The sequence below is a fragment of the Caldimonas sp. KR1-144 genome (assembly GCF_049446155.1).
GTDB lineage: Bacteria > Pseudomonadota > Gammaproteobacteria > Burkholderiales > Burkholderiaceae_C > Rivibacter.
Genome location: NZ_JBMSEE010000008.1, coordinates 5,244 through 24,162, shown reverse-complemented (window position 1 = coordinate 24,162; position 18,919 = coordinate 5,244). Strand labels below are relative to the sequence as shown.

Below are 18,919 nucleotides of genomic sequence, written 5' to 3'. Positions count from 1 at the left end.
GACGGCCCGGCCGATCGGGTACCGTGCCGGCCCATGAATTCGACCACCACCCTCTCGCCCTCGCACGGCAACAGCGCCACGCACGCCACAAGCGTGCGCTGGACCTGGCTTCCGGCGATCGGCTCGTGGCGCTATCACCTGATGCTGGCCCTGCTGGGCATCTTCGTGCTGGGCCCGCTCGGCGGCGTGACCGCCTCGTACATGAACTTCTCGATCGGCTTCTTCGTCGGCGGTCAGGTGCTCGCGGGCATCCTGGGCTCGACGGTGACGCTTGGCTACGGCCCCGAGGGCAAGCACGGCGCGAACTACATGCAGACCGCGGCCGCCTCGGTGGCCGGCATGAGCGCGATGGGCGTGCTCGTGCAGGCCATGATCTGGATGGGCCTGCCGCAGCCGCCGCTGTGGCAGCTGATGCTGTTCATGGGCGCGATCGGCATGTTCGGCGCCGGCGTCGGCATGCTCTACACGCCGATCCTGGTCGACCGGCTGCAGCTCACCTTCCCGTCGGGCCTCGCGGTCGCCAACATCCTGCGCGCGCTGACCGATCCGGTGCTGCTGCGCCGCTCGATCGCGCGGCTCGCCTCGGGCACGGCATTGGGCGTCGGCGGCGGACTGGCCGCGGCCAAGGTCGGCGCGCTGGCGGTGATCGAGCTGTCGACCTCGACGCTCGGCGCGGGCCTGCTGGTCGGCGCACGCATCGCGATTCCCGCGCTGCTGGCCGGTGCGCTCGGCACGCTGCTGATCCCGTACTTCGTCTCGATCGGCTGGCTGAAGGCTGGCGATCCGTTTCGCAAGATCACCTTCCTGATCGGCCTGGGCATGATCATGGGCGCGGCGATCATCGACCTCGCGCAGATCGGCCACGAGGCCTGGCGGCGCTGGCGCCATCCGTCCGCCTTTGCGGCCGCCGAGCCCGAGGAAGCGTGGAAGAAGACGAACACCGGCCGCCTCGTGGCCTGGGTGCTGTTCTTCGGCGCCGCGATCGTGTGGCTCGGCTCGAGCCTGCTGCACCAGCCGGTGTTCTTCATGGCCTTTGCCGTCGCGCTGGTGTTCGTGATGGCGGTGGTCAACGGCATCTCGCTGGGCATCAGCGACTCGAACCCGATCTCGTCGGCCTTCGTGATGAGCGTGGTGCTGATGGCCGCCTTGGGCCTGAAGGATCCGGCGGTGGGCCTGATGGCCGGCTCGATCCTCTTGATCTCCTGCTCGGTGGCAGGCGACATGCAGCAGGACCGCTCGACCGGCTGGCGCCTGGGCACGCCGCGCACGACGCAGTTCCGCTACCAGGTGCTGGGCCTGGTGGTGGGTGCGGTGCTGTCGGTCGGCTTCGCGCAACTCTTCATGACCGCCTACCCGGTGCTCAAGCTCGACCAGACCGTCATGTCGGCCGGCGAGCAGCCCGCGCAGTGGTCGGCGGCGATGACCTACAAGTTCGTCGGCGCGCTGCGCAGCCTGACCGACGACCAGCCGCACCAGCGCACCGCGATCTGGCTCGGCGTGCTGCTCGGCTTCGTGTTCCAGTCGGCGCGCAAGTGGCTCTTCTCCCGCGCGGCCTACCGGCGCTGGAAGGATCAAGGCAGCGCGAACAAGGCGGTCGACTTCACGCTCGACGCGCTGCTGCTGCCTTCGCCCTACGCGTTCTCGTTCGGTGCCTTCCTGAGCCTCGCGACCTCGGTGTGGTTCGCAATCGGGGGCGTGATCTCGAGCGTGGTGAACCACTTCGCGGCGAAGTGGCGGCGCGCCGATGACGACGTCCTGCCGAGCGACATGAACTCGACCTCACTGGTCGGCGGGGGACTGATCGCGGGCGACGCGCTGGCCGCGCTGGGCCTGGGCGTCTACGGCTTGGTCACGACCTTGGCCGGCTGACCGGATCGCGCCCTCTCCCGCTTGCGGGCGAGGGCGTCGAAGCGTTCAGCCGCCGACGCGCGCCACACCCGCCGCGGCGGCTTGCTGCAGCAAGCCGGCATCCACGCCGGCCGGCCGGGCCAGCTCCGCGCAGGCGCGCGCGAGCACCGCCGCATCGGCTGCGGCCAGCGCCAGATCGATCGCGGCCATCAACGCCATCAGCTTGCGCACCATCGGCGGCTCGTGCTGCCAGTCGTCGGCCGGCGGGTTCAGCGGCGTCGCGGTCGGCACCACCATGGTCGCCAGCGCCAGTGGCCGCTGGCGCACCGTCTCCGAGATCTCGCCGGCCATGCCCCAGGCCTGGCACAGCGCGCCGCCGAGCGCGGCGTGGCTCACGCCGTAGTGCGCGATCTCGGTGTCGATGCGCGCCAGCGCATCGGGCTGGCGCTTGACCATCGCGTCGTAGCCGTCGGCGTCGTGCGCGACCAGCGCGGCCTGCCCGCATTCGGCGAACAGGCCGGCGGAATGCGCGAGCCATGGATCGATGTCGAGCACGCCCGCGGCGCGGCCCATCGCGAGGCCGCGGCGACTGGCGCGCTCCCACAGCGCGTCGAGCAGCGGCATCGGCGGGAAGGCGCCGCGCAGACCGATCTCGTAGGTCAGCATCGCGACTTCGCGCGTGCCGAGGTAGCGCACCGCCTCGGTCACCGACTCGACGCGGCGCATCAGCCCGAACAGCGCCGAGTTGACGCTGCGCACCACGGCGGCGGCCAACGCCATGTCGGCCTCGATCAGCGCGCCGATGCGGTTCGTGTTGGCGCCCTCGTCGTGCAGCAGCAAGGACAGGTCGACCAGCACCTGCGGGCAGGCCGGCAGGTCGATCTCGAGCGAACGAAGCGGAGGGGCGACAGGCATGAGACGCACTCGGGGCAGGTATCGCGGTCGATCCTAGGTGCAAGCACAGAACGAGAAGGCGTGCAGCAGCGGGTCAATCGCCCCGCTTTTAGGATGACCCGATCCCATGCTTCCCCTTTCGTCCCCGCGATGAGCCACTCCCTGTTCGACCCCGTCCGCCTCGGCGACATCGAGCTCGCCAACCGCGTCGTGATGGCGCCGCTGACGCGCAACCGCGCCGGCGCCGGCCGCGTGCCCACGCCGCTCACGGTGACCTACTACACGCAGCGCGCCCATCCGCGCAACGGCGCCGGCCTGATCGTCACCGAGGCCAGCCCGATCTCGCCGATGGGCCACGGCTACCTCGACACGCCGGGCATCCACAGCGCCGAGCAGGTCGCGGGCTGGCGCGCGGTCACCAAGGCGGTGCACGACGTGGGCGGCAAGATCGTGCTGCAGCTGTGGCACGTGGGCCGCATCTCGCACAGCTCCCTGCTGCCCGACGGCCAGCCGCCCGAGGCGCCGAGCGCGGTGACGGCGCGCAGCAAGACCTTCACGACCCAGGGCTTCGAGGCAGTGTCCTCGCCACGCGCGCTGCGCGCCGAGGAGATCCCGGCGATCGTGCAGGACTACCGGCTCGCGGCCGGCCGCGCGATCGAAGCCGGCTTCGACGGCGTCGAGATCCACGGCGCCAACGGCTACCTGATCGACCAGTTCCTGCGCTCGGGCACCAACCTGCGCGACGACGAGTACGGCGGCTCGATCGCCAACCGGACGCGCTTCCTGCTCGAGGTCGTGCGCGCGGTCACCGGCGAGATCGGCGCGGGGCGCACCGGCTTGCGGCTGTCGCCCGGCGCGCCGGTCAACGACGCGCAGGAGAGCGATCCGCAGCCGCTGTTCGACCACGTGGCCGAGCAGCTCGCGCCGTTCGCACTGGCCTATCTGCACGTGATCGAGGGCATGACCGGCGGCGCGCGCGAGTTCGACATCGGCGGCGGCGCGACCTTCGACTACGCGGCGATGCGCCGGCGCGCGCGCACGCCCTGGATGGTCAACAACGGCTACAGCCGCGAGATGGCGCTCGACGCGGTGGCCTCGGGCCGCGCCGATGCCGTGGCCTTCGGGCGCGCGTTCATCAGCAACCCCGATCTGACGCGCCGGCTGCGCGAGGACGCGGCACTGGTGAAGGCCGATTCGTCGACCTTCTACGGCGGCGGCGCGAAGGGCTACACCGACTACCCGGCACTGGCCGACGCCACCGCGTAAGCGCGGCGTTCACGCGAAAGAGCAACGGGGCCCGCGGGCCCCGTTGCTTCGTGAGACGGCGTTGCCGGTCAGGCGACGCGGCGCAGCGCCCCGGCACGCCCGCGCACCAGGCCGAACAAGTCCTTCGGATCGTCGAGCGTGGGCACCAGGTCGATCTGCCGCGCCGCGCCCTTGCGCTCGCGCACCAGCGTGTGCAGGAAGCGCAGCGCCGAGTAATCCTCGAGCGCGAAGCCGACCGAGTCGAACACCGTCACGTCGCGCTCGCTCGTGCGCCCCGGCGCCTCGCCGCGCAGCACCTGGGCGAATTCGGTGACCGGGAAGTCGGCCTCGAGCTGCTGGATCTCGCCTTCGATGCGCGACTGCGGCGCGAACTCGACGATCACGCGCGCATCGGCGCGGCGCAGCACGTCGGCGTGCAGCTCGGTCTTGCCTGGGCAGTCGCCGCCGACAGCGTTGAGGTGCATGCCGGGCTCGATCATCTCGGGCGTGAGGATCACTGCATTGCGCTTGTCGGCGGTGACCGTGGTCACGATGTCCGCACCACGCACCGCTTCCGCGGTCGACGCGCAGCGCACGACCTTGAGGTCGGCCAGACCCGGCTGCGCCGCGAGGTTGGCCTCGAGCTTGGCGCTCGCCAGCGGGTCGACATCGAACAGGCGCAGCTCGCGCACGCCGCACATCGCATGGAAGGCGATCGCCTGGAACTCGCTTTGCGCGCCGTTGCCGATCAGGGCCATCACGCGGCTGTCGCGCCGCGCCAGCGTGCGCGCGGCCAGCGCGGAGGTCGCAGCGGTGCGCAACGCGGTGGTCACGGTCAACTCGGACAGCAGCAGCGGGTAGCCGGTGTCGACGTCGGCCAGCACGCCGAAGGCCGTGACGGTCAGCAGCCCCGCCGCGGTGTTCTTCGGGTGGCCGTTGACGTACTTGAAGGAATAGAGCCGGCCGTCGGAGGTCGGCATCAGCTCGATCACGCCGACGTCGGAATGGCTGGCCAGCCGCGCCGACTTCTCGAACTCGCCCCAGCGCCGGAAATCGTCCTCGATCTCATCGGCCAGCCGGGTCATGAAACTTGCGGGTCCGATCTCGCGCACCAAGCGCTGAATGTCGGCCACGCCGATGTAGTCCACCATGTCGTCGTCTCCAAATCGAAAGGGCCCGGCCTCCCGGCGAAGCCCTTCGTAACGATTCTGAAGACCGGCCGCGCCAAAGAAAAGACAGCAAAGCGACCAGAAGTTGCAGGGTAAAAGTCAAAGTGCCAACATGCTCTGGCACTTTGCCCAGAATCGCGGCCATGGACGACATCGACCAGCAACTGCTTTCGCTGCTGCGCGCGAACGCGCGTGCCTCGGTCGCCTCGCTCGCCAAGAGCCTGCGCGTCGCGCGCGGCACGGTGCAAAACCGCCTCGCCAAGCTCGAGGCCGGCGGCGTGATCGTTGGCTACACGGTGCGGCTCAAGCCGCAGGCCGAGGGCCATCGCATCCGCGCGTTCACGACCATCGCGGTCGAGGGCAACCGCGCCGACGCGGTGCTGCAGGCCCTGCGCGGCGATCCGGCGGTGGAGGCGCTGCACACCACCAACGGGCGCTGGGACATCGTGGCCGAGCTGCGCGCCGAGTCGCTCGAGGCTTTCGACCAGGTGCTCAGCCGCATCCGGCTGGTGGACGGCATCGCCAACACCGAGACCAGCCTGCTGCTGTCGACGCACAAGCTGTGACGGCACGGCGCCGCCATCGGGCGTGAAGCACGCCTCGCCGGCCCGCCGAGTCTCGGTCGAGGCAATCTCCGATCCGGAACCAGGCAAGCGCCCGAGGGGCATGGGCCCTAGCCTTCGTGGCTTTCCGCGCAGGAGCGCCCATGCACACGAAGTTCCCGACGCATTGCGCCCTTGCTGCGCTTCTGGCGCTGCTGTGTGCCTGCGGCGGCGGCAGTTCCATCGGTTCCGATGAGTTCCTGCCGACCCGGCCTGACGGTTCGAGCACCGGCGGCTTCGATGCCTTGATGGCGGTGAGCGCCGAAGCCCCGGGCGGGCATTGCCCGGCAGGCGGCAGCCGCATCGACGCCGGCCTCGACCTCGACCGCGACGGCAGCCTCTCGTCCAACGAAGTCGGCAGCACCCAGTACGTCTGCAACGGCCTCGCCGGCAGCGCCGGCGGCGCCGGCCTGAACGCGCTGGCGCGCCTGCGCGACGAGCCGGCCGGCGCGCACTGCGCTGCCGGCGGCAAGGCGATCGATGTCGGCCAGGACCGCAATGCCGATGGCGTGCTCAACGCCGACGAGGCCGACAGCACCGGCTACCTGTGCAACGCGAGCGCCGGCACCGACGGCGCCAACGGCAGCCCGGGCGCCGGCGGCGCAAATGGCGCCAACGGCCTGAACACCTTGCTCGCCAGCCTCGACGAACCGCCTGGCGCCCACTGCCCCTACGGCGGCCGCCGCATCGACACCGGCGTCGACCTCGACAGCGACGGCGCGCTCGGCGCCACGGAGGTCGACGCCACCAGCTACCTCTGCAACGGCGCGCCGGGCGCATCGTTCGGCTGGATCACGCTCACCGACGCAACGCAGCCGGTGCTCGCGCAAGCCCACACGGGCTACCTCGCGACCAGCGACGCCGGACAGATCGTCGTGCGTCTGCCCGCGCAGCCAAGCGTCGGCGACGTCGTGCGCGTCAGCGGCATCGGCACCGGCGGCTGGCGCATCGAGCAAAACGATGGCCAGGCGGTCTACACCGCCCCACTCGGGGGCGTGGCCGGCCGCCATTGGACGCTGCGCAACGCGCCGGCGCAGAGAGTGCAGGACGTGGCCTCGTCGGCCAATGGCCGCATCCTGGCGACGGCGCACTACGACGCGTCGGTGTACCGGTCCACCGACGGCGGGATCACCTGGAGCCAGATCCGCGCCAGCCGCGGGCTGCCAGACTTTGACGGTTGCGCCATGGTGTCGTCGGCCGATGGGCGCAAGCTGGCGGTCGCGTCGTCGATAGGCGTCTTCACGTGGACCGAAGGCGACCCTGACTGGACACTCAGCCTCCCGGGCGGCGCGAAGGCCATTGGCGCTTCGGCCGATGCGCGCACCCTCGTGATCCTGGACTTCAACGGCGACCTCCACCTGTCGTTCGACGGCGGCAGCGGCTGGGCATCGCCTGTGAGCTTCGGCGCCATGGGTCCCGCATCGATCGCCTGTTCGAGCGACTGCCGCGCGATCGTCGTGGCCGCGTCCGGCAGTCCGATCTGGCAGTCGCCGGACTACGGCCAGACGTGGCAGGCCACGGGTCCCACACGGTGGTGGACCGACGTGGCCTCGTCGGCCGACGGCCAGCGGCTGGTCGCCACGGCTCACATGGGCGGGGGCATCTACGGGTCGTTCGACGGCGGCGCGCAGTGGTCGCTGCTGCGCTCGCAGCCGCAGGCGTTCGCCGCCGCCATGTCCGCCGATGGCCGCAAGCTGATGGCATTGGGGCGCGACCGGCACGACGTCTCGATCGACGGCGCTGCCACCTGGACGAGCTTGACGTTCGATTTCCAAGGCTACCCACAGCTCGCCTGGTCGGCCGACGGCAGCCGCGCCATCGTCGGGAGCGAGCAAGGCACCTACACCTCGATCGCCTCGACCACCCCGGGTCCCGCCGGCTCGATCTCGGGCCAGCAGTTCGACGCGATCACGCTGCAGTACGTCGGCAACGGCATGTTCAACGTGCTGAGCCACGAAGGCAGCCTGAAGACCGAGTGAGGTTTGCGATGCCGTTCATGCACAACATGCCCATCCTGCGCAGCACGCCATCGTGGGCTGCGACCCTGCTCGTCGCCTTGCTTGCCGCCTGCGGCGGCGGTGACGGCGGCTCGCGCGAGTCAAACGCTGGTACTGGCGACACCTTCAAGGCGCTGATCGCGGTGAACGCTGAAGCCGCGGGCAGCACGCAGTGCCCGAGCGGCGGCAGCCGCATCGATGCCGGCCTTGACCTCGACCGCAACGGCAGCCTCTCGCCCAACGAAGTCGGCAGCACGCAGTTCGTCTGCCATGGCTCGCCGGGCGCCACCGGCACTGCGGGCCATGACGGCCTGGGGTCACTGGTGCAGATGCAAGACGAGCCCGCCGGCAGCCATTGCGCCACCGGCGGCAAGGCGATCCAGGTCGGCGTCGACGCCAACGCCAACGGCGTGCTCGACGCCAGTGAGATCGGCAGCACCGGCTACGTGTGCAACGGCGCGAGCGGCGCGAACGGCGCCGACGGCAGCAACGGAACCAACGGCAGCGACGGCGCCAACGGCCTTTCCACGCTGATGAGCATCGTCGACGAAGCCGCCGGCGCGAACTGCGGCTACGGCGGCCGCAAGATCAGCAGCGGGCTGGATCGCGATGCCGATGGCCAGCTCGATGCCGACGAGGTCGACAGCACGAGCTACGTCTGCCATGGCGCGCCCGCTGACGCCTTGAACTGGGTCGACGTGACCGGCACCGCCGTTCAGGCCGAGCCGAACACCGGCTACGTGGCACGCAACGACACGCAGCAAGTCCTCATTGCCTTGCCCGCGAACCCGGCCATCGGCGACGTGGTGCGCATCACCGGAGCCGGGCTCGGGGGCTGGAAGCTGGTGCAAAGCGACGCGCAGGGGGCGAACGCGGCGCAGAGCGTATACACGAAGAACCTCGGTGGGATGGCCGGCGTCGTGTGGACTGCGCGCGAGACCAATCGGCCCTGGCGTTCCGTGGCCTCTTCGGCCGACGGCAGCAAGCTGGTCGCGGTGGCCGACGACGGCGCCATCTCGTCCGGCGACCAGATCTACACCTCGACCGACGGCGGCCTGAGCTGGACGCCGCGCGCGCCCGTGCTGTCATGGCACTCGGTGGCCTCGTCGGCCGACGGCAGCAAGCTGGTGGCGGTGGCCGCCGGAGGCGAGCTCTACACCTCAGCAGACAGCGGCGTGAACTGGACGATGCGCCAGTCCGGTCTCGACGGAGACGTGGCCTCCTCGGCCGACGGCAGCAAGCTGGTGGTGGCGGCCGACCAGATCTACACGTCAACGGACAGCGGCGTGAACTGGACGCCGCGCGAGCCCAGCCGATCGTGGTCCGCGGTGGCTTCCTCGGCCGACGGCAACAGGCTCGTCGCGCTGGTGGGCGCCGGGCAGATCTACACATCGGTCGACAGCGGCGAAAGCTGGACCGCGCGCGAATCCAATCGGTTCTGGGTGGCCGTGGCGTCCTCGGCCGACGGCAGCAGGCTGCTGGCGGCGGCCTCGGGCGGGCAGCTCTACACCTCGAGTGACGGCGGCCTGAACTGGACGGCACGCGACGCCGACCGGATGTGGTCCGCGGTGGCCTCGTCGGCCGACGGCAGCAAGCTGGCGGCGGTGGTCGCAGGCGGGCAGATCTACACCTCGAGCGACGGCGGCGAGACCTGGACCGCGCACGAATGGAACCGCTGGTGGCGATCGGTCGCCTCCTCGGCCGACGCCAGCAAGCTGGTGGCGGTGGACTACCACGGCCAGATCTACACCTCCGTGGCCACGACCCTGCCGGGCGCGGCCGGCTCGATCAGCGGCGGTCCGTCCGATGCCATCGAGCTGCAGTACATCGGCAACGGCATGTTCAACGTACTGAGCCACGAAGGCGCGCCGAGCTTTCGCTGAGCGCGCTGCCGCGGCCGATCACGACGCGTGCATTTGGGCACAGCCCGGCCCGCTCGTCGTCAGGGGCAAGCTGCGGGCGCTACGCTGAAGCATGAGCGATGCACTGCCCGGTCTTCTCGACGACGCCCTGCGCTACGCGCCCGAGTACCGCGGCGGCTTGAGCAACCACCTGCCGATGGCCTTGGCCGCGCTCGACGCGCTGGGCGCGTCATCCCAGCGCCTGTGCAGTTTCGCCAGCGAGCATGCGCGCCGGCTCGAGCCGCGCCAGCCGGGTCGCGCGCTCGATGCCGCGTTCGATTCGGCGTTCGAGCGCCATCTGCACGCCATCGAACACCGCGGCATCGACGCTGCGCTGCGCGAAGTGCTGCCGCGGCTGATGCCGGGCGTCGGCGCGGCGGCGTTCCATGGTCTGATCCGCACCGCCTACGGCGTGCAGGCACGCCACGCCAGCGAGATCGCCGCCGGCCTCGCCTACTGGGACGCGCGCTTCCTGCCGCTGCTGCCCGCACTGCCCGCGGCCCCCGGCGACCGCGGCATCGCCGCGTGGCTGGGCGCGCTGGCGGCGGCGCTGCCCGGCTGGTCATCGCCCCACTCGCTGATCTTCGAACGCATGGCGGCCGTCGCCGAGACGCCGGCCTTTCGCGAGCACGCAGCCCGGCTGGCGATCGATGACCAGATGCCGCGCGCGATCGCCGCGCTGGCACTGGACCGCTATCTCGCGAGCGGCAACTTCACCGTGCTGCACGTCATCACGAGCTGCCATGCACTGCGCACGCTGGGGCCATGGCTGGAGCGGCCCGCCGAGGCCTGGCGCTGGTATTCGGTGGCGGTCGCGGCCGGCGTCGTGTCCAGCGGCGTCGATCTCGCGGCCCGGGTGCAGCGGCCCGAGCCACCGCCGTGGCCCGCGCTGATCGAGCGCGCCATCGCATCGTCGAACGACCACGCGATCAAGCTCGCCCACAGCGCCCACGCCGAGGCGCAGGCCTGGGGCGAGGACGAGCGCTATCGGCAGGCGGTCGCCCTCGTGCTCGGCGACTGAAGACTCAGTCCACCTTCGCGCCCGAGACCTTCACCACCTGCGCCCACTTCTTCGTCTCGCTGTCGATCAGCCTGGCGAACTCGGCGCTGGTGTTGCCGCTCGGGATCGCGCCTTGCGACTGCAGGCGCTCCTTCAGCGCCGGGCTGGCAAGCGCCTTGGCGGTCTCCTGCTGCACGCGGTTGACGATCTCCATCGGTGTGCCGGCCGGCGCCAGCAGGCCGAACCAGCTGCTCGCCTCGTAGCCCTTGACCGGCCCGGCTTCGGCGATGGTCGGCACCTCGGGCAGGGCCTGCGAGCGCACGCCGCTGGTCACCGCCAGCGCCTTGAGCTTGCCGGCCTTGATGTGCTGCATCGACGAGGGCAGGTTGTCGAACATCAGGTCCATGCTGCCGCCGAGCAGGTCGATCAGCGCCGGCCCCGAGCCGCGGTACGGGAAATGGACCATGTAGGTGCCGGTCATGCTCTTGAACAGCTCGCCCGAGAGGTGGATCGAGGTGCCGTTGCCCGAGCTCGCCATGTTGAGCTTGCCGGGGTTGGCGCGGGCGTACCTGATGAGGTCGGCGACGTTCTTGATGCCCAGCTGCTCGGCCTTGGCCGGGTTGAACACCAGCACGTTCGGTACGCCAGCGACCAGCGTCACCGGCACGAAGTCCTTGACCGGGTCGTAGGGCAGCTTGGGATAGAGCGCGGCATTGATGCCATGCGTGCCGACCGTGCCCATCAGCAGCGTGTAGCCGTCGGCCGGGCTTTTGGCGACTTCGGCGGCGCCGAGGTTGCCGCCCGCGCCCGGCTTGTTGTCCACGACCACCGGCTGGCCCAGTGCCTTCTGCAGTTCCGGCGCGAGTGCGCGCGCGAGGATGTCGGTCGTGCCGCCGGCCGCGAACGGCACGACGATGCGGATCGGCTTGGCCGGCCAGGCCTGGGCCTGGGCCCAGGCGGCGGGCAGGGCGAGCGCCAGCGCGCAAATCAGCTGGCGGCGGGTCGGGCGGGTCATCGCGGTCTCCTGGGTTGTTCGAAGGGTGGGACGTTGTGCCCCGGACGTTGTGCCCGAGTGTGCCGCGCGGGCCGCGTCGCGTGCGCGACAGGCCATGAGGCCATTCCCCGATGCCTGGCCGCGGCGCGCGGTGCAATGCTGCCCGCCACGATTGACGATTCCGACGAGGAGGTTCCGATGATCCAACGACGCCCGCTGCTGGCGATGCTTGCGGGCAGTGCCGCGAGCCTGGCCGCACCCGCGCTGCGCGCGCAGGGCCAGCCGGCCTGGCCCACGCAGACGGTCAAGCTGATGGTCGCTTTCCCGGCCGGCGGCCCGACCGACATCACGATGCGCGTGCTGGCCGACAACGCCAGCAAGCTGATCGGCCAGCAGGTCATCGTGGAGAACCGGCCGGGCGCCGGCGGCACGCTGCCCGCGCAGCAGCTGCAACTCGCCCAGCCCGACGGCCACACGCTGGCGCAGATTCCGCTCGGCGTGTTCCGCCTGCCCTACACGCAGAAGATCGCCTGGGATCCGCTCAAGGACATCAGCTACGTCCTCGGCGTGACCGGCTACGCGTTCGGCGTCGTCGTGCCGGCGGATTCGCCGCTCAAGAGCTGGACGCACTTCGTCGGCTGGGCCAAGGCCAATCCGGGCAAGCTCAGCTACGGCTCGACCGGCGTGCTGACCAGCCCGCACCTGACGATGGAAGACATCGCGCAGCGCCTGGGCCTGCAGCTGAACCACATCCCGTACAAGGGCAGCGCCGACCTGATGCAGTCCATCCTCGGCGGCCAGATCATGGCCGCGGCCGATTCCACCGGCTTCGCGCCGCACGTCGCCTCGGGCAAGCTGCGCGTGCTGTGCACCTGGGGCGAGGAGCGCCTGGCCAAGTTCCCCGACGTGCCCACGCTCAAGGAGCTGGGCCTGCCGATCGTGCAGGCCTCGCCCTACGGCCTGGGCGGCCCGCGCGGCATGAATCCCAAGCTGGTGGCGAAGATCCACGACGCGTTCAAGCGCGCGATGGAGATGCCCAACCACGTCGAGGCGCTCGCCAAGTACGACCAGCAGCTCATGTACATGAGCCCGCAGGGCTACGCGAAGTTCGCCGCCGAGACGATGACGCGTGAGAAGCAGCTGATCGACAAGCTCGGCCTCGCCCGCCCAGCCTGAAGCGCGCGCGGCCGCTGGCGTCTGCGCCACACTCGCAACCATGGACGCCACCCCGCCAGCACCCGCGCCCGGCAGCCGCGATGCCGAGGTGACGGCGCTGGTGGGGCGGCTGCAGTCGCACTACCTGCGCGGCGCGCCGCCCAAGCAGGTGCTCGATGCGCTGCTGCCCGAGCTGCTCGCGTTCAGCGGCGGGGCCTACGGCTTCATCGCCGAGACCTGGCGCGACGAGATCGGCCGGCCGTACCTCAAGATCTTCACGCTGACCGACATCGCCTGGGACGACGCGACGCGCGAGATGCTCTCGCGCGAGCTGCCCCGCGGCATCGAGTTCCGCAACCTCGACACGCTGTTCGGCGCGCCGCTGGTCAGCGGCGCGCCGATCATCGCCAACGACGCGCGCAACGATCCGCGCGCGAGCGGGCGCCTGCCGCCGGGTCATCCCGGGCTCGACAGCTTCCTCGGCCTGCCCTTGTTTCACGGCGGCGAGCTGGTCGGCGAGATCGGCCTGGCGAACCGGCCGGGCGGCTTCGACGACGCGCTCGTCGCAGCGCTCGAGCCGCTGACCGCGACGGTCGCGGCCATCATCGGCTCGCTGCGGCTCGAGCGCGAACGCCAGGACGCGCAGCGGGCGCTGCGAGAGCGCGAGGCGCGCTGGCGCGAGACCTTCGAGCTGGCCGACACGGGGCTCGCGCTGGTCTCGCCCGATGGCCACTTCATCGACGTCAACCTGTGCATGTGCCAGATCACCGGCCGCTCGCGCCAAGAGCTGCTGACGCTGCGCTTCCAGGACATCACCCACCCGGACGACCTCGCCCACGACGACCGTCTGCGCACTGAGATGCTGGCCGGGCGCGGCCAGCACTACCAGATGGAGAAGCGCTACCTGCGCCCCGACGGCAGCGCGGTGTGGGTGCAACTGACGGTCGCGGCGGTGCCCAACGCGCAAGGCACCGTCGACCATTTCGTCTCGGTGGTCCACGACATCACCGAGCGCAAGCGCGTCGAGCTGCTGCTGCGCGAACGCGATGCGCTGCTCGCCAAGCTGACGCAGCAGGTGCCGGGCATGATCTGCCGCTTCGAGCTGCTGCCCGACGGCCGCACGCGCGTGCCCTTCGCCAGCGACGCGGTGCGCCAGCTCTTCGAGCTCGAGCCCGAAGACCTGTGCGACGACGGCCGGCCGATGATCTGGCGCGTGCCCAAGGACGAACGGGCGCGCATCTGGGACGGCGTCGTCGACAGCGCGACCGAGCTCAAGCCCTGGCGCACCGAGTTCCCGGTCGACCTGCCGCGCGGCGGACGGCGCTGGATCGAAGGCCACGCCATGCCCGAGCCGCGCCCCGGTGGCGGCACGCTGTGGCACGGCTACATGACCGACATCACCGAGCGCAAGCGCGTCGAGGCGGCACTGGTGAGCGCGCGCGCCGCGGCGCGCGCCAACGAGGCCAAGACCGAATTCCTCTCGCGCATGAGCCACGAGCTGCGAACGCCGCTCAACGCGGTGCTCGGCTTCGCGCAGCTGCTGGGCAGCGACCGCAGCCATCCGCTCGACCCGCTGCAGCGCGAGCGCATCGGCCACATCGAGCGCGCCGGCCAGCACCTGCTGTCGATGATCGGCGACGTGCTCGACTTCTCGCAGATCGACGCCGGCACCCTGGCGCTCGAACCGGCGGCGGTGCCGGTGCGCGTCGCGGTCGAAGAGGCGATGGCGCTGGTCGCGCCGCTCGCGCGGCGGCTCGACGTGGCGATGCAGCGCCCGCAGATCGATGCCGGGCTGCATGTGCGCGCCGATGCGCTGCGCCTGCGCCAGGCGCTCGTGAACCTGCTGTCCAACGCCGTCAAGTACAACCGGCGCGGCGGCTCGGTGCGCGTCGAGGCGCGCCGGTGCGCGCCGGCGCGCATCGGCATCGAGGTGCACGACACCGGCATCGGCCTCAACGACGCCCAGCTCGGCCAGCTGTTCCAGCCCTTCAACCGGCTCGGCGCCGAGCGCAGCGCGATCGAGGGCACCGGCCTCGGGCTGGCGATCACGCGCAAGCTGGTGCGCCTGATGGGCGGCGACATCCACGTGCGCAGCGCGGCGGGCGCCGGCTCCTGCTTCACCGCCGAGCTGCCGCAGGCCGAGAGCGAGGCACACGCGGCAGCGGGCGACGCCGCGTCACCGCCGGCGCCGCCCGGGCCGCGCCGCCACATCGTGCTCTACGCCGAGGACCACGAGGTCAACGTCGAGCTGGTGCGCCAGGTGCTCGCGCTGCGCGAGGGCTGCGAGCTGCGCGTCGCGCGCACCGGGCGCGACGCGATCGAGCAGGCGCGCGCCGAACCGCCCGACCTGCTCCTGCTCGACATGCACCTGGGCGACCTCAGCGGCCTCGATGTGCTGCACGCGCTGAGCAGCGAGCCGGCGCTCGCCGGCGTGCCGCGCGTGGCCTTGTCGGCCGACGCGCTGCCCGGCCAGGTGGAGGCCGCACTGGCCGGCGGCTGCAGCGACTACCTCACCAAGCCGCTCGACGTCGCGGCGCTGCTCGAGATCCTGGCGCGCCACCTCGACGGGCCGTCGTCCTAGGCGTCTGCGCGAGGCTCAGTGCGTGGGACCCGCGTGCACGCGCAGCTGCAGCCGCCCGGCGGCGCGCGCCGCATCGAGGTCGTCTTCCAGCGCCGCGAGCATCGCCTCGTCGTCGGCGCGCAGCATCGCCACGCCGACCGCCTGGTTGCGCCCGCCATGCTTGGCGGCGTAGAGCGCGCGGTCGACGAGGCCGAGCGCGCGCTCCCAGCCCAGGGCCGGCACGGTGCCGGCCAGCGGCAGCTCGACATAGCCGATCGACACCGTCAGCGGCCACGGTGAGCCGTCCGGCAGCGTGACCGGCTTACCGGCCAGCGCCTGCAGCAGGCGCTCGGCCAGCACGCCGGCCTGGCCGGCCGGCAGCCCGGGCGCGGCGACCAGGAACTCCTCGCCGCCCCAGCGCACCGCGAGATCGCTCTCGCGCACCGTCTGCGTCATGCGCTGCGCCGCCTCCACCAGCACCTGGTCGCCGGCGGCGTGGCCATGGCTGTCGTTGATGCGCTTGAAGTGGTCGACGTCGATCAGGCACAGCGCGCCCTCGTAGCCGCCGCGGCCCAGCACCGCCTGGCAATGGCGGCGATTGGCCAGGCCGGTCAGCGGGTCGCGCTCGCTGAGGTCGCGCAGGCGCGCCTGGCGCGCGGCGAGCTGGCGCTGCACGCCGCGCACGCGGCGGTACAGCAGGGCCAGCGCCGCCAGGCCGAGCGCCACGGCCAGCGCCGCGAACACCATGCCGCGCTGCTTGAGCTGCGCCGCCTCCAGCTCGCGCGCCTGCAGCGCGTTGCGTCGCTCGAGCAGCTCGAGCTCGCTTTGCTGGCGCACGCGCTCGTAGCGTGTCTCGAGTTCGCTGGTGACCGCGGCGCGCTCGCGCGCCATGCGCTGCTCGACCAGCGCGCGCTCGCGGTGATAGGCCTCGAGCGCTGCGGGCGCGTCGCCGGCGGCGCGCAGCGCCACGCCCAGTTCGCGCAGCAGCTGCTCGGCCAGCGCATCGGCCGCGGCGGCGGGCTGTCCCTGCGGCGCGATCGCCGCCTCCACTTCGGCGCGGCCGCTGGCCTGCTGGCCGAGCGCGATCGCCGCCAGACCCGCCTCGGCGCGCACCGTGCGCGCGAGCGCGGTGCGCGGCGCGATCCCGGCGGCGCCGAGCTGCCGCTCGGCCGCCTGCGCGGCCTGCTTTGCCTCGCCGGCCCGGCCGAGGTGGCGCAGCGCGTGCGAGCGCAGCGCCTGGGCCTGCGCGGCCAGCACCGGCGCATCGGCCGCCAGCGCGAGCGCGGCGTCGGCGGCCGACAAGGCACGCGCGGCGCCGTCGTGGCCGCGGCCATGAGGCAGCCACAGCAGGGCCTCGCCCAGGCGCAGCTGGGCCTGCAGCGCCGGCTGCGGCAGGCTGCCCGCGGCGCGACGCGCCTCGGCCTGCGTCTCGACGGCAATGTCGGCTTGGCCGTAGGCGGCCTGCAGCTGCGCCTGATCGGCCAGCGCAAGCGCCTCGCGCGCGGCGTCGCCGCGCGCCTGCGCCAGGCGACGCGCGGTCTGCAGCTCGCGCATCGCGCCTTCGAAGTCGTTGCCGCTCGCTACCAGGTTGCCCACCAGCCGATGCGCGTCGGCGAGCAGGGCGTCGTCGAGCGCGTTGCTCGGCGCGCCGGCCAGCGCGGCGTGCAGCGACTTCAGTGCGGCCTGGCCATCGCGCAGCGCGAGGTCCGGTGCGCTGGCGTCGCGCGCACGGCGTGCGCGCAGCAGCCCGGCCACCGCGCGCTGCAGCGGCGCACCACGCTCGAGGCGGTCGATCAGCGCGCGCGACGCCTCGCCGTCGCCGCGGCGCGCGTACAGCGCATCGAGCTGCCAGGCGGCCAGCACCTGCTGCGCCAGCTCGCCCTCGACGGCCAGCCCGCGCAGGCGCACTTCGGCCAGCTCGGGCTGCTGCCAGCCCTGGGCGGCCGCCGCGTCGATCGCGGCCACGACGGCGGACCCGCCCGGGCCGCCGGACGACGGCGCCTGCTGCGAGACGACGACGCCGGTCCCCAGCACGAGGCCGAGAGCCAGCGCGCCGGCGACGAAGCCGCGCATCAGGCGGCTCATTGCGCGTCCTCCGTGCTTCGCACTTCGGAATTCGCCTTGGGAGCGGCCCTTCGGCTCATGCGGCCGCCTCCGGCACGCGGCCCGCGACGCTGGCGGCACGCGGCGGCAGCGGCGGGCCTTCGCTCCAGGCCAGCGCGTCCTCGTCGCGCTCGAACAGGCTGTCGCCGGCCTCGACGGCCTCGGCGCCGGGCCAGCGCAGCACGCCGCAGGCTCGGTTGCGCCCGCGCGCCTTGGCGCGGTAGAGCGCGCGGTCGACCAGCGCCAGCGCGCGTTCCCAGCCGAGGCCGTCGGGCGCGCCGGCGAGCGGGAAGCTCGCATAGCCGATCGACACCGAGACGCGCACCGAGGCCTCCGCGCCGAGCTCGATCGGCTGACCGCCGATGTCGGCGAGCAGGCGGTTGGCCAGTTCCTGGGCGCGCTGCACACCGAGCGACGGCGTGACGACGAGGAACTCCTCGCCGCCCCAGCGCGCGACCAGGTCGCTGTCGCGCAGCGCCTCGCGCAAGCGATCGGCGACGGCCACCAGCACGCGATCGCCGCCGGCGTGGCCGTGGCGATCGTTGATGCGCTTGAAGTGGTCGAGGTCGATCAGGAACAGCGCGCCGTGGAAGGCCGGCGGCTGTCCGACGCGGTCTTGCACGTGGCGCCGGTTGGCCAGGCCGGTCAGCGCGTCGAGCTCGCCTTCGGCACGCAGGCGCTCGTTGACATCGGCCATCGCGCGGTTGGCACGGCGCTGCTGCTGCAGCAGCAGCGCGACGACGCCCAGCGCCAGCGCGCCGGCCACGGTACCGAGCAGCCAGACCTGGCGGCGCAGCGCGTCGCTGCGCAAGGTGGCTTCCTGCAGCTGCGCCTCGCGCGCGCGCAGCGCAAGCTCCCGGTCGCGCTGCTCGCGCTCGTAGCGCGCCTGCAGGTCCAGCACCGCGCGCTGGTGGATGCGCACCAGCATGCTGTCTTGCAGCTCGCGGTAGCGGTGGTAGGCGTCGACCGCGGCGGTGGTGGCACCGGCGCGCTCGAGCGCGCGGCCCAGCTCCTTGAGGATCTGCGCCTCCTCGGCATGCGCGTTGCGGCGCCGCTCGACCGCCAGCGCCGCCTCGACGTGCTCGGCGCCGGCCGCGATGCGCCCCAGGCCCAATTCGGCGAGGCCGAGGTTGGTGAGCGCGAGCGATTCGGTCCTCGCGACGCCGGCCGCGCGAGCCAGCTCCAGCGCCTCGCTCGCGCGCTCGATCGCGAGCTCGAACTCACCGGCGTTGAGATGGCTGTCGGCCAGGTTGCCCAGCACGATCATGCGCTGGCGCTGCCAGCCCGCGGCGTCGGCCAGGCGCAGCGCCTCGAGCAACGACTCGCGCTCGCCCGGCTGGCCCAGTTCGCTGAGGATGTAAGCCTCGACGTTGCGCGAGCGCGAGGCCTCGACCAGGTCGCCGGCCAGCTCGGCCGCGCGCTGCGCCTGGATGTTGTACTCGCGTGCGCGC

13 protein-coding genes are annotated in these 18,919 nt (G+C 72.1%); 8 read left to right on the top strand and 5 right to left on the bottom strand.

Going from position 1 to position 18,919, the window contains the following annotated elements; translation table 11 throughout:
• The first annotated feature begins 33 nt into the window (after positions 1-33).
• The gene (locus tag ACO2TI_RS17730) at positions 34-1,869 is read left to right on the top strand and encodes an OPT/YSL family transporter (RefSeq protein ID WP_423286443.1); all 1,836 of its coding nucleotides are present in this window, start codon (positions 34-36) and stop codon (positions 1,867-1,869) included.
• Between the two features lie 45 nt (positions 1,870-1,914).
• On the opposite strand, the gene ACO2TI_RS17725 is transcribed toward ACO2TI_RS17730, so the two are convergent.
• The gene (locus ACO2TI_RS17725) at positions 1,915-2,763 is read right to left on the bottom strand and encodes an HDOD domain-containing protein (RefSeq protein WP_423286442.1); all 849 of its coding nucleotides are present in this window, start codon (positions 2,761-2,763) and stop codon (positions 1,915-1,917) included.
• A 129-nt stretch (positions 2,764-2,892) separates the two neighbouring features.
• On the opposite strand from ACO2TI_RS17725, the gene ACO2TI_RS17720 reads away from it, so the two are divergent.
• A complete protein-coding gene (locus tag ACO2TI_RS17720; RefSeq protein WP_423286440.1) occupies positions 2,893-4,008 on the top strand; it encodes an alkene reductase in 1,116 nt (371 codons plus the stop codon).
• Between the two features lie 68 nt (positions 4,009-4,076).
• Here ACO2TI_RS17720 and ACO2TI_RS17715 read toward each other — a convergent pair whose 3' ends face one another.
• Positions 4,077-5,138, bottom strand: a complete 1,062-nt coding sequence (locus ACO2TI_RS17715) for an ornithine cyclodeaminase (protein WP_423286438.1) — start codon at positions 5,136-5,138, stop codon at positions 4,077-4,079.
• 161 nt (positions 5,139-5,299) lie between these two features.
• Here ACO2TI_RS17715 and ACO2TI_RS17710 point away from each other — a divergent pair, with 161 nt between their 5' ends.
• From ACO2TI_RS17710 to ACO2TI_RS17695, 4 genes are all read left to right on the top strand, one after another.
• Positions 5,300-5,722, top strand: a complete 423-nt coding sequence (locus ACO2TI_RS17710) for an Lrp/AsnC family transcriptional regulator (RefSeq protein WP_423286437.1) — start codon at positions 5,300-5,302, stop codon at positions 5,720-5,722.
• 140 nt (positions 5,723-5,862) lie between these two features.
• Positions 5,863-7,737, top strand: a complete 1,875-nt coding sequence (locus ACO2TI_RS17705) for a WD40 repeat domain-containing protein (RefSeq protein WP_423286435.1) — start codon at positions 5,863-5,865, stop codon at positions 7,735-7,737.
• An 8-nt stretch (positions 7,738-7,745) separates the two neighbouring features.
• Positions 7,746-9,638, top strand: coding sequence for a WD40/YVTN/BNR-like repeat-containing protein (locus tag ACO2TI_RS17700; protein WP_423286433.1), 1,893 nt, complete (start codon positions 7,746-7,748; stop codon positions 9,636-9,638).
• Between the two features lie 91 nt (positions 9,639-9,729).
• Positions 9,730-10,677: a hypothetical protein gene (locus tag ACO2TI_RS17695; protein ID WP_423286431.1), complete on the top strand. Its 948-nt coding sequence runs from the start codon at positions 9,730-9,732 to the stop codon at positions 10,675-10,677.
• Positions 10,678-10,681: 4 nt separating this feature from the next.
• Here the strand turns inward: ACO2TI_RS17695 and ACO2TI_RS17690 are convergent, their stop codons facing one another.
• On the bottom strand, positions 10,682-11,671 hold the full coding sequence (locus tag ACO2TI_RS17690) for a tripartite tricarboxylate transporter substrate binding protein (protein WP_423286429.1): 990 nt from the start codon (positions 11,669-11,671) through the stop codon (positions 10,682-10,684).
• Between the two features lie 180 nt (positions 11,672-11,851).
• Between ACO2TI_RS17690 and ACO2TI_RS17685 the strand changes: the two genes are divergently transcribed.
• Both ACO2TI_RS17685 and ACO2TI_RS17680 read left to right on the top strand, forming a co-directional pair.
• Positions 11,852-12,826 carry a tripartite tricarboxylate transporter substrate binding protein gene (locus ACO2TI_RS17685; protein ID WP_423286735.1) on the top strand — a complete coding sequence of 325 codons (975 nt, stop codon included), beginning with the start codon at positions 11,852-11,854 and terminating at the stop codon, positions 12,824-12,826.
• Between the two features lie 40 nt (positions 12,827-12,866).
• Entirely contained in the window at positions 12,867-15,386 is a 2,520-nt protein-coding gene (locus ACO2TI_RS17680; RefSeq protein ID WP_423286427.1) for a PAS domain S-box protein, read from the top strand.
• Between the two features lie 15 nt (positions 15,387-15,401).
• Here the strand turns inward: ACO2TI_RS17680 and ACO2TI_RS17675 are convergent, their stop codons facing one another.
• Together ACO2TI_RS17675 and ACO2TI_RS17670 are read right to left on the bottom strand one after the other, a co-directional pair.
• Positions 15,402-17,450: a diguanylate cyclase gene (locus ACO2TI_RS17675; RefSeq protein ID WP_423286425.1), complete on the bottom strand. Its 2,049-nt coding sequence runs from the start codon at positions 17,448-17,450 to the stop codon at positions 15,402-15,404.
• A 55-nt stretch (positions 17,451-17,505) separates the two neighbouring features.
• A partial coding sequence (locus ACO2TI_RS17670) for a diguanylate cyclase (RefSeq protein WP_423286423.1) occupies positions 17,506-18,919 on the bottom strand: 1,414 nt, incomplete at its 5' end.